Here is a 10,097-nt window from a genome sequence, read left to right as displayed (position 1 = left end):
GGCGGTGGGTTCGGCGGTGGCGGAGGAGTCGGCGTAGGCCGGCAGTCACCGCTGCCCGCCACGGACACCACCGAGCCCAGGCCGCCGGGACCGAGCGAGGCGTAGGCGCAGCTGTGCGCCACGGCCGGCACGGGAACGGCCGACAGCGATATGAGCGCGGCTGCCGCGAGCAGCCGTCCGACAAGTGATCGATACACGGCAGGAGCTTGTTCCCCATTTCGCCGTGGCACGCCGGAAGTTGCTCGGATTCCCCCGGATAGGGGCTTTTCGACCGCCTGAGGTTTGGCCGCCGGAAGGCCGTTCGAAGACCGCCGGAAGTTTTTTCCGGTCGCGTTGAACACGGCGGTGGTCCCGGCCCGTACTTAGGGCCATGAAAGGCGCACCCAGGCGCAGCAACTGGCTTACGAACAACAGGAGTTGACATGAACACCTGGCGGAACGCCTCGCTCGCGGTGACCGCGGCGGCCGTACTGGCCCTGACGACGGCGTGCGGTCAGGAGCAGGGCACCGACACCAACGGCCAGTCTGTCGGCGCCGCCAAGCCGGCCGACGCCGGTTACGGCGCGGACAGCGGCTACGGCACCGACACGGGCGCCGCGCCCGAGGCCAAGTCGGCCGGTCAGCTCGCCGTGTGGGACAGCAAGGAGCTCGGCGAGGTCCTCACCGACAGCGCGGGGTTCACGCTCTACCGCTTCGACAAGGACACGGCCAACCCGCCCAAGTCGAACTGCGAGGGCGACTGTGTGACCGCCTGGCCCGTAGTGGCCGCGGGCGACGCCGAGGCCGCGCCGGGCACCGATCCCTCACTGCTCGGCGAGATCACCAGGGCCGACGGCACCAAGCAGCTCACCATCGCGGGCTGGCCGATGTACCGGTACGCCAAGGACACCAGCCCCGGCGACGCCAACGGCCAGGGTGTGGGCGGCACTTGGTTCGCCTCCGCTCCCGACGGCAAGAAGGCGGCCCCGGCGGGCGCCGCGGGCGGCGAGGTGACCGCCGGTGACCTGCCGGGCCTGTCCGTCCGCAAGGATCCCAAGCTCGGTGACATTGTGGTCGATTCAAAGGGAATGACGGTGTACCGGTTCAAGAAGGACACCGCCTGGCCGATGTCGTCGGCCTGCACCGGCGAGTGCCTGGAGAAGTGGCCGGTTGTCGCTCCCGTCGACAAGAATGACACCGAAGGCATCATCGAGAAGGGCTTCGTGACCTTCGACAGGCCCGACGGAATCAAGCAGCAGAGCATCGACTGCTGGCCGATCTACACCTTCACCGGTGACACAAAGCCGGGCGACACCAATGGTCAGGGCGTCGGCGGCACCTGGTACGCCGTTTCGCCGAATGCCAAGCTGGTCGGAGCGCCGAAGTAGTCCCCACGCCGCGCCTCCGGCCCGTCGGTCCGCCGTCACGCCCCTCCGTGTGACGGCGGACCGGTCGCACATGCCGCCGGCGTGTGACCAAGAACGGATCGCTGATTTCCGTTTGGGCTCGCCCTCTTGGCGGTCGATCAGTAGCCTCGGCTCGAACAACCGGCCAGGTACCTGGCCGCGATCCGTGGCGACTTGTTGGAGACATCGATGGAGCGTCCCGCCTGGGCTCCGCGAGGCATCGACATATCGATGCCGAGCGTGTCCCGCATTTACGACTACTATCTGGGCGGTTCGCACAATTTCGAGGTGGACAGGGAAGCCGCGCGCAAGGCAATGGAGTTCATGCCGGGGCTTCCCAAGATCATGAAGGCGAATCGGGCGTTCATGCGCCGTGCGGTGGAATTCGCCCTGAACGAAGGCATCTCGCAGTTTCTCGACATCGGTTCCGGTATTCCCACCTTCGGCAATGTCCATGAAGTCGCCCAGACCTCGAACCCCGAAGCCCGGGTGCTCTATGTCGATCACGACCCGGTCGCCGTCGCCCACAGCCGGGCCGTTCTCGACGGGAACCACAACGCCGCGATCGTGAGCGCCGATCTGCGCAAGCCCGGTCAGATACTCGCCAGCCCCGAGGCGCTCCAACTGCTCGACCTGGACCGGCCCGTGGCGCTGCTGCTCGTCGCCGTGCTGCACTTCCTGGAGGACGAGGACGATCCGTACGGCGCGGTGGCCGAGCTGCGTGACGCGCTCGCGCCCGGCAGTCTGCTCGTCCTCACGCACGCCTCGTACGACCGTCTGCCGCTCACTCCCGAGCAGGCGGACGGCGCGGTCGGCGTCTACCGGAACATCCGCAATCCGCTGGTGATGCGGTCACGCGCGGAGACCGCCCGCTTCTTCGACGGCTTCGAACTGGTCCAGCCCGGCCTGGTGTTCATGCCCGAGTGGCGGCCGGACTGCCCGGACGCCCAGGAGGATCCGTATGCCTACTCGGGCATCGCCGGAGTAGGACGCAAAGCGTGATGGTCCCGTCGCAGCCGGCAGGCCCGGACGGTCCGGAGGACAGACTGAGACGGTTCGCGACCATCTGGAGCCGGGCGATCTTCCCGGCCACGGCCACGCCGCTGACCCGCCCCGAGTTCGAAACCCATCTGATGCCGCTGGCAAGGAAGTTGACGGACGCGCTGCACGCGCGCCCGTTCGACACCGCGCCCGCGGCGCGCGTCGGCGCCGAGCTGGTCCTGGCACACTGCACCGATCCCGAGGCCCTCACCCGCACACTGGGCGTCATCGACTCCTATCTGGTCCTGTACTGCGGTACGGACGAGCTGCCGGTCGAGGAGGGCCGGGCCCGCTGCGCCCGGCTCCAGCACTCCCTCGCCGCGGGCTTCGCCCAGGCCCTGCGTGAGCGCACCCTCGCCGAGCAGGAGGCCATCGCGCGCTCCGCGCTCGCCGCCCGCAGCCATGCCGAGGAGGCGCTGCACGCCACCGAGACACGTTTCCGCGCGGTCTTCGACGGCGCGGCCGTCGGTATCGGCATCGCCGACCTCGAAGGCAATGTGCTGGAGGTCAACGAAACGCTCACCGAGATGTTCGGCGGACTGGAACACCATGTCCGCAGCAGGAACGTCAGTGAGTGGGTCCATCCCGAGGATGTGCCGCACGTCTGGCGGATGTACGGCGAACTGGTGCGCGGTGAGCGCGAGAACTTCCGGGTCGAGAAGCCGTTCTACCGCAACGACGGCACCGTGCTCTGGACCAATCTGACGGTCTCGCTGCTCCGCGACACCGAGGGCGCGCCGCAGTACCAGCTCGCGCTGATGGAGGACACCACCGAGCGGCGGCTGCTCAATCTGCGGCTGCGGTACGAGGCCACCCATGACGCGCTGACCGGACTGCCCAACCGGACCCTGTTCTTCGAGCGTCTCGACAAGACGCTCTCCGCCGCCGGGAGTACGCGCTTCGGTCTCTGCTATCTCGATCTCGACGGCTTCAAGGCGATCAACGACAGCCTCGGCCACGCGTCCGGGGACCGGCTGCTCGTCGAGGTCGCGGACCGGCTCCAGAGCTGCGCGACCGCGCCCGGCGAGATGGTGGCCCGGCTCGGCGGCGACGAGTTCGTGGCGCTGACCACGGGCCCGGACACTCAGCGCGGTGTGGCCGATCTGGCCTCGCGGATCCTCGGCGTACTGGCCACGCCGATCCTGCTCGACGGCCGGGAGTTCACCGTACGCGGCAGCATCGGCATCGTGGAGGGACTCGCCGCCGAGCACAGCCCGGCGGAGGTGCTGCGCAGCGCGGACATCACCATGTACCGGGCCAAGGCGGCGGGCGGCAACCGCTACGAACTGGCCGATCCGGAGGCCGATGCCCGCGCCATCACCCGGCACGGGCTGACCACGGCGCTGCCGGCGGCCCTGGAGCGCGGTGAGTTCTTCATCGAGTACCAGCCGCTGGTCCATCTGGAGGACGGCTCCGTGCACGGCGCGGAGGCGCTGGTGCGCTGGTCGCATCCGCAGCACGGAGTGCTCGGGCCCGACCGGTTCATCCCGCTCGCCGAGCACACCGGACTGATCGTGCCGCTCGGCCGCTGGGTGCTGGAACAGTCCGTACGGCAGGCCATGTTCTGGCACCAGACACTTCCCGCCGGGACGCTCGGCGGACCGCTGCGGATCAATGTGAATCTCTCCCCGACGCAGCTCCACCATCCGGGGCTGGTCTCCGACACGGTGGAGGTGCTGGAGCGTATCGGTCTGCCGCCCGGCTCACTCTGCTTGGAGGTCACCGAGTCGGGGCTGATCGGGGCCGACGAGGATCTGCTCAAACCGCTGCGTCAGCTCGCCGAGATGGGCGTCGACATCGCGCTGGACGACTTCGGGACCGGCTACTCGAATCTGGCCAATCTGCGCCGACTGCCGGTGAGCGTGCTCAAGCTTGACCGTTCCTTCACCCAGGGGATGCAGCAGCATCCGGCGGATCCGGTCGATCTGAAGATCGTCGAAGGGATCGTGTCGCTGGCGCACAGCCTGGAGCTGGCCGTCACGGTGGAGGGCGTGGAGACCGGAGCGCAGGCGGAGCATTTGCGCCGGCTGGGCTGCGACACCGCGCAGGGCTGGTACTACGCCAGACCCGGGCCGCCCGAGCAGCTTCACGAGCTGTCGCTCGCGGACGCGGTCTGACCGTTCGTAACGGCCGCGGTCCCGGTCCTTGCCGGGGCCGTGGCTCCTCCTGCCGTCCCGGCTCTTCCCGGGGCCGCGGCCTGGGTGGCCAGCAGCACGCGCTGGAGCTCGCGGGCGGCGCGCGGCGGCGCGACATCGCTGCGGTGGGCGAGCGCGATCGTACGGCGCAGTCCCGGCCTGGCCAGGGCGGTGACCCGCAGATCGCGCGCCCGCGCGGCCACCATGCTCGGTACGACCGCCAGACCGAGACCGGCCCGTACGAAACCGAGCACGGCGTCCATCTCGCCGCCCTCCACCGTGAACGACGGCTCGAACCCGGCGGCGCGGCAGGCCGCCACCGTCAGCTCGCGCAGGTCGTAGCCGTGCCGGAACATCACCAGCGGCTCGCCCTCCAGATCGGCGATCCTGAGCGGGCGGCGCGGGGCCGGAGCGGCGGCCGACGAGACCACGACCAGATCCTCGTGCAGCAGCTCGACCGTGGTCAGCGCTGGTGACGCGGCCGGCAGCGGCATGACCACCAGCGCCAGATCCAGCGCGCCGCGCGCCAGCTCCCGTACGAGATCGTGCGAACCGCTCTCCTCGATCAGCAGCTCGATGCCCGGATGCAGATCGTGGAAGGCGCGCAGCACATCGGGCAGCAGGCCCGTGCACACACTGGGCGTCGCGCCCAGCCTCACCCGGCCACGCCGGAGCTGCACCAGCTCCTGCACCTCGTGCCGGGCGGTCTCGGTGTCGGCGAGGATGCGCCGGGCGAGCGGCAGCAGTGCCTCGCCCGCGTCGGTGAGGGCCACATTGCCCCGGGCGCGGCTGAACAGCTCGGCGCCCAGCTCCCTCTCCAGTGCTCTGATCTGCTGCGAGAGAGAGGGCTGCGACACATGGACCCGTTCCGCGGCGCGGGTGAAGTGCCTGGTCTCGGCGACGGCCACGAAGTAGAGAAGCTGCTGGAACTGCATAAGAACCAGGGTAGATCGCGTGATAGCCAGCGGCTATGGAGATCAGCCGGACCATGTCTTGGACCACTGGGCGGCAAGCGGCCTAGCGTGCTGTCCATGGCGCTGGCAACGCGGGGGACGGACCAACGGCCGTCCATGACCCGCACCCTCTGGGGATCGACGATCGGGAAGAAAACGGTCATGGCCGTGAGCGGCCTGATCATGCTCGGCTATCTGGTCGCGCATATGCTCGGCAATCTCAAGATCTTCTTCGGGGCACCGGAGTTCAACGGATACGCGCACTGGCTGCGAACCCTGGGCGAACCGGTTCTGCACTACGAGTGGGCGCTCTGGATCCTCCGGGTGGTGCTGGTCGTGGCCGTGGTGCTGCACGCGGTCTGCGCGTACCAGCTCAGCCGCCGCGACCGCGCGGCCCGCCCGGTCGGCTATGCGCACAAGCGGGCGCGTGCCACGTACGCCACCCGCACCATGCGCTGGGGCGGGATCATCCTCGCCCTGTTCATCGTCTGGCACATCCTCGATCTGACGACCGGAACCGCGCATCCCGGAGGCTTCCAGCCCGGCCATCCGTACCAGAACGTCGTGGACACCTTCTCCACCTGGTACGGGAACGTCATCTACATCGTCGCGATGCTCGCGCTCGGCCTGCACATCCTGCACGGCTTCTGGAGCGCGGCCCAGACGCTCGGCGTGGGCAGCGCCGCCCGTGAGCGCGCACTGAAGACCTCGGCCGCAGTGCTGGCGTTCGCGCTGACCGCGGGCTTCATCTCCATCCCCGTCGGCGTGATGACCGGAGTGGTGAGCTGACGATGGAAAGCACCACGGACAGGACGGGCCGGGCGGGCAACAAGGACGACAAGACGGACCGGGCGGACAAGACGGACCGGGCGGACGGCACGGACAGGCCGAGCATGGACAGCAAGGACAGGGATGAGCCGAGCATGAACAGGACCGCCCACGCCGACCACACCGCCGGCTGCACCGATTACGCCGCGTACACCGTCGGCGAGCCGATCGCCGACACCAAGGCGCCGGACGGGCCCGTCGCCGAGCGCTGGAACCGGCGCCGGTTCGAGGCGAAGCTGGTGAATCCCGCCAACCGCCGCAAGCACACCGTCATCGTCGTCGGTACGGGCCTCGCGGGCGGCGCGGCGGGCGCGACACTCGCCGAACAGGGCTATCACGTCGTCCAGTTCTGCTACCAGGACTCGCCGCGCCGGGCCCACTCCATCGCCGCGCAGGGCGGGATCAACGCGGCGAAGAACTACCGCAACGACGGCGACTCCGTCCAGCGGCTCTTCTACGACACCGTTAAGGGCGGCGACTTCCGCGCCCGTGAGTCCAATGTGCACCGGCTCGCCGAGGTCTCCGTCGAGATCATCGACCAGTGCGTCGCCCAGGGCGTGCCGTTCGCCCGGGAGTACGGCGGACTCCTCGACACCCGCTCCTTCGGCGGCGTCCAGGTCTCCCGTACGTTCTACGCGCGCGGCCAGACGGGCCAGCAACTCCTCCTCGGCGCCTACCAGGCGCTGTCCCGGCAGATAGCGGCCGGCGCCGTCGAGATGCATCCGCGCACCGAGATGCTCGATCTGATCGTGGTCGACGGACGGGCCCGTGGCATCGTGGCCCGCGATCTGATCACCGGCGAGATCTCCACGTACTTCGCCGACGCGGTCGTCCTCGCGTCCGGTGGCTACGGCAATGTCTTCTATCTTTCGACCAACGCCAAGAACAGCAACGCCACCGCCGTCTGGCGGGCCCACCGGCGCGGCGCCCTCTTCGCCAATCCCTGCTTCACCCAGATCCATCCGACCTGTATCCCGCGCTCCGGGGAGCATCAGTCCAAGCTGACGCTGATGAGCGAGTCGCTGCGCAACGACGGCCGTATCTGGGTGCCGCTGGCGGCCGGTGACCGGCGCCCGCCGGCCGAGATCCCGGAGGACGAGCGGGACTACTACCTGGAGCGGATCTATCCCTCCTTCGGCAATCTCGTGCCGCGCGACATCGCCTCACGGGCCGCGAAGAACGTCTGTGACGAAGGGCGCGGCGTCGGCCCGGGCGGCCAGGGCGTCTATCTGGACTTCGCCGACGCCATCGCCCGGCTCGGCCGCAAGGCCGTCGAGGAGAAGTACGGCAATCTCTTCGAGATGTACGAGCGGATCACCGCCGAGGATCCCTACGAGGTGCCGATGCGGATCTATCCGGCGATCCACTACACGATGGGCGGACTCTGGGTCGACTACGACCTCCAGACCACCGTGCCCGGCCTGTTCGCGATCGGCGAGGCCAACTTCTCCGACCACGGCGCCAACCGGCTCGGCGCGTCCGCGCTGATGCAGGGCCTGGCCGACGGCTACTTCGTCCTGCCGTCCACCATCAACGACTATCTCGCCCGCAATCCGCACCACGACGAGATCGACGACTCCCATCCGGTGGTCGCCGAGGCCGTCGCCGAGACCGAGGACCGGCTGCGGCTGCTGCTCGCGGTCGACGGCGACCGTACGCCCGACTCGTTCCACAAGGAGCTCGGCGAACTGCTCTGGGACCACTGCGGTATGGCGCGCGACGAGCAGGGACTGCGCAAGGCGCTCGACCGGATCCCGCAGATCCGCGAGGAGTTCTGGCGGCGGATCAAGGTGCCGGGCACCGGCGAACAGCTCAACCAGTCGCTGGAGAAGGCCAATCGCATGGTCGACTACCTGGAACTGGCCGAGCTGATGTGCCTCGACGCGCTGCACCGCGCCGAATCCTGCGGCGGCCACTTCCGCGAGGAGTCGCGGACCGAGGGCGGCGAGGCGGCGCGCCGCGACGAGGAGTTCGCGTACGCGGCGGCCTGGGAATTCACCGGCACCGGCACCGCGCCCGTCCTGCACAAGGAAGACCTCGTCTTCGAGTATGTCCATCCCACCCAGCGGAGCTACGCATGAGGCTCACCCTGCGCGTCTGGCGCCAGCCGGACGCCGACGCCACCGGTGCCATGGTCACCTACGGCATCGACGGCATCTCCCCGGACATGTCCTTCCTGGAGATGCTCGACACGCTCAACGAGCGGCTGATACTCGAAGGCGACGAGCCGGTCGCCTTCGACCACGACTGCCGCGAGGGCATCTGCGGCGCGTGCGGCGTGGTCATCAACGGCGACGCCCACGGCCCCGAGCGCACCACCACCTGCCAGCTCCATATGCGGCACTTCAAGGACGGCGACACCATCGATGTCGAGCCCTGGCGGGCCGGGGCCTTCCCGGTGGTCAAGGACCTGGTGGTGGACCGCTCGGCGTTCGACCGGATCATCGGCGCGGGCGGCTACATCACCGCCCCGACCGGCGCCGCACCCGAAGCCCACGCCACACCGGTCCCCAAACCCGACGCCGACTTCGCCTTCGACCACGCCGAATGCATCGGCTGCGGCGCCTGCGTCGCGGCCTGCCCCAACGGCTCGGCGATGCTCTTCACCTCGGCCAAAATCAACCACCTCAACGTCCTCCCTCAAGGCGCCCCCGAACGCGAGACCCGCGTCCTCGACATGGTCGCCACCATGGACGAAGAAGGCTTCGGCGGCTGCACCCTCACCGGCGAATGCGCCACGGCCTGCCCGAAGGGCATCCCGCTCCCGTCGATCGCCGCGATGAACAAGGAATGGCTGCGGGCGACGCGCAAGGTGGCGCGCTAGCGGGCGCTCTCTTCTCTCCGGTCTGTGGGATCGAGATTTGGTCCGCTGCGGTGAGGGAAGGCAGCCTGCGGCCAGCGTCGTCGCCTGCCAGGACGAGACCGTTGCCGACATTCGTACCCCCGAGCCCCAGCAGGGCTGCCAGGCGTTCGTACGAGTCCAGCAAAGAGCCGGTGTCGTATGTGCTTGTTGTGACCAGGAACTCGTCTGCCGCGGTGCGCGACAGCAGCTTCTCCAGGGCCGCTGCCACCTCGTCCGCCGTGCCGTGGAGTTGGTCGCGGTAGGCGGCCTCGAAGAGGGTGTGTTCGCGGGTGGTCATGGTGGTGGTGAGTACGGTGTCGACGGGCATGAGCGGCGGGAACACTCCGTGTGTGCGGGAGTACGCCGTGGACCAGGCCTCCGGGAGGAGTAGGCGGCGGGCTTCCTCGGTGGTGGCGGCGACCGCGACCGTGCCGGAGAGTACGACGTAGGGGCGCTCGGCCCAGGCGGATGGGCGGAAGTCCTTGCGGTAGGCGTCGATCGCGCGCAGCATCGCGTCTTCGCCGCGTACCGCCGCGATGACCAGGGGCAGTCCGGCTTCGGCCGCGATCTGTGCGCCCTTGCCGGTGGCCAGGACGAAGGCGGGTATGTGGAGGCCTTCGGCGGGGTGGGCGTGGACCTGGGGGTGTGCGGCCTGGGTTCCGGTGAAGTAGCCGAGCAGTTCGGCGAGCTGTCCGGCGAAGTCCTCGGCGTGCTGTTTGTCGCGGCCCAGGGCCGCGCGTATGCCGTCGGTGAAGCCCACGGAACGGCCGAGCCCCATGTCGATCCGGCCCGGGAACAGCGACTCCAGCACTCCGAACTGCTCGGCGACGACCAACGGTTGATGATTGGGCAGCATCACACCGCCGGTGCCGACGCGGATCGTCGAGGTCGCGGCGGCGACGGCCGCCGCGGG

At 69.2% G+C, this 10,097-nt stretch carries 8 protein-coding genes and 1 pseudogene; 6 read left to right on the top strand and 3 right to left on the bottom strand.

The genetic code is table 11. The annotated features are described in order from the left end of the window. Positions 1–197 (bottom strand): annotated as a pseudogene (locus GA0115259_RS41310) (hypothetical protein); the annotation flags it as partial. A gap of 225 nt (positions 198–422) precedes the next feature. On the opposite strand from GA0115259_RS41310, the gene GA0115259_RS31975 reads away from it, so the two are divergent. The 3 genes from GA0115259_RS31975 (at position 423) to GA0115259_RS31965 (ending at position 4,543) form a co-directional block, all read left to right on the top strand. Next, a complete protein-coding gene (locus tag GA0115259_RS31975; protein ID WP_093603447.1) occupies positions 423–1,367 on the top strand; it encodes an SCO0930 family lipoprotein in 945 nt (314 codons plus the stop codon). 207 nt (positions 1,368–1,574) lie between these two features. Further along, positions 1,575–2,387 carry an SAM-dependent methyltransferase gene (locus GA0115259_RS31970; protein ID WP_093603445.1) on the top strand — a complete coding sequence of 271 codons (813 nt, stop codon included), beginning with the start codon at positions 1,575–1,577 and terminating at the stop codon, positions 2,385–2,387. Further along, the gene (locus GA0115259_RS31965; RefSeq protein ID WP_093603443.1) at positions 2,384–4,543 is read left to right on the top strand and encodes a putative bifunctional diguanylate cyclase/phosphodiesterase; all 2,160 of its coding nucleotides are present in this window, start codon (positions 2,384–2,386) and stop codon (positions 4,541–4,543) included. The genes GA0115259_RS31970 and GA0115259_RS31965 overlap by 4 nt, the downstream gene beginning before the upstream one ends. On the opposite strand, the gene GA0115259_RS31960 is transcribed toward GA0115259_RS31965, so the two are convergent. Then, a complete protein-coding gene (locus tag GA0115259_RS31960; protein ID WP_237540640.1) occupies positions 4,513–5,496 on the bottom strand; it encodes a LysR family transcriptional regulator in 984 nt (327 codons plus the stop codon). The genes GA0115259_RS31965 and GA0115259_RS31960 overlap by 31 nt on opposite strands. Positions 5,497–5,592: 96 nt before the next feature. Here GA0115259_RS31960 and GA0115259_RS31955 point away from each other — a divergent pair, with 96 nt between their 5' ends. From GA0115259_RS31955 to GA0115259_RS31945, 3 genes are all read left to right on the top strand, one after another. After that, on the top strand, positions 5,593–6,303 hold the full coding sequence (locus tag GA0115259_RS31955; protein ID WP_093603441.1) for a succinate dehydrogenase: 711 nt from the start codon (positions 5,593–5,595) through the stop codon (positions 6,301–6,303). A gap of 134 nt (positions 6,304–6,437) precedes the next feature. Beyond that, a complete protein-coding gene (locus GA0115259_RS31950; protein WP_093603450.1) occupies positions 6,438–8,423 on the top strand; it encodes a fumarate reductase/succinate dehydrogenase flavoprotein subunit in 1,986 nt (661 codons plus the stop codon). Next, on the top strand, positions 8,420–9,166 hold the full coding sequence (locus tag GA0115259_RS31945) for a succinate dehydrogenase/fumarate reductase iron-sulfur subunit (RefSeq protein ID WP_093603439.1): 747 nt from the start codon (positions 8,420–8,422) through the stop codon (positions 9,164–9,166). Before GA0115259_RS31950 ends, GA0115259_RS31945 begins: the two co-directional genes overlap by 4 nt. Here the strand turns inward: GA0115259_RS31945 and GA0115259_RS31940 are convergent. After that, a partial coding sequence (locus tag GA0115259_RS31940; RefSeq protein ID WP_107469316.1) for an MsnO8 family LLM class oxidoreductase occupies positions 9,063–10,097 on the bottom strand: 1,035 nt, incomplete at its 5' end. The genes GA0115259_RS31945 and GA0115259_RS31940 overlap by 104 nt on opposite strands.

Source organism: Streptomyces sp. MnatMP-M17 (assembly GCF_900091995.1).
In the GTDB taxonomy this organism is placed as follows: Bacteria; Actinomycetota; Actinomycetes; order Streptomycetales; family Streptomycetaceae; genus Streptomyces.
Note: the sequence above shows the minus strand (reverse complement) of the source record. Positions and strands in the feature narration are given on the sequence as shown.

Coding starts and splice junctions, on each gene's coding strand:
- GA0115259_RS31975 (WP_093603447.1), top strand. CDS start 423: ATGAACACCTGGCGGAACGCCTCGCTCGCGGTGACCGCGGCGGCCGTA.
- GA0115259_RS31970 (WP_093603445.1), top strand. CDS start 1,575: ATGGAGCGTCCCGCCTGGGCTCCGCGAGGCATCGACATATCGATGCCG.
- GA0115259_RS31960 (WP_237540640.1), bottom strand. CDS start 5,496: ATGCAGTTCCAGCAGCTTCTCTACTTCGTGGCCGTCGCCGAGACCAGG.
- GA0115259_RS31955 (WP_093603441.1), top strand. CDS start 5,593: ATGGCGCTGGCAACGCGGGGGACGGACCAACGGCCGTCCATGACCCGC.
- GA0115259_RS31950 (WP_093603450.1), top strand. CDS start 6,438: ATGAACAGGACCGCCCACGCCGACCACACCGCCGGCTGCACCGATTAC.
- GA0115259_RS31945 (WP_093603439.1), top strand. CDS start 8,420: ATGAGGCTCACCCTGCGCGTCTGGCGCCAGCCGGACGCCGACGCCACC.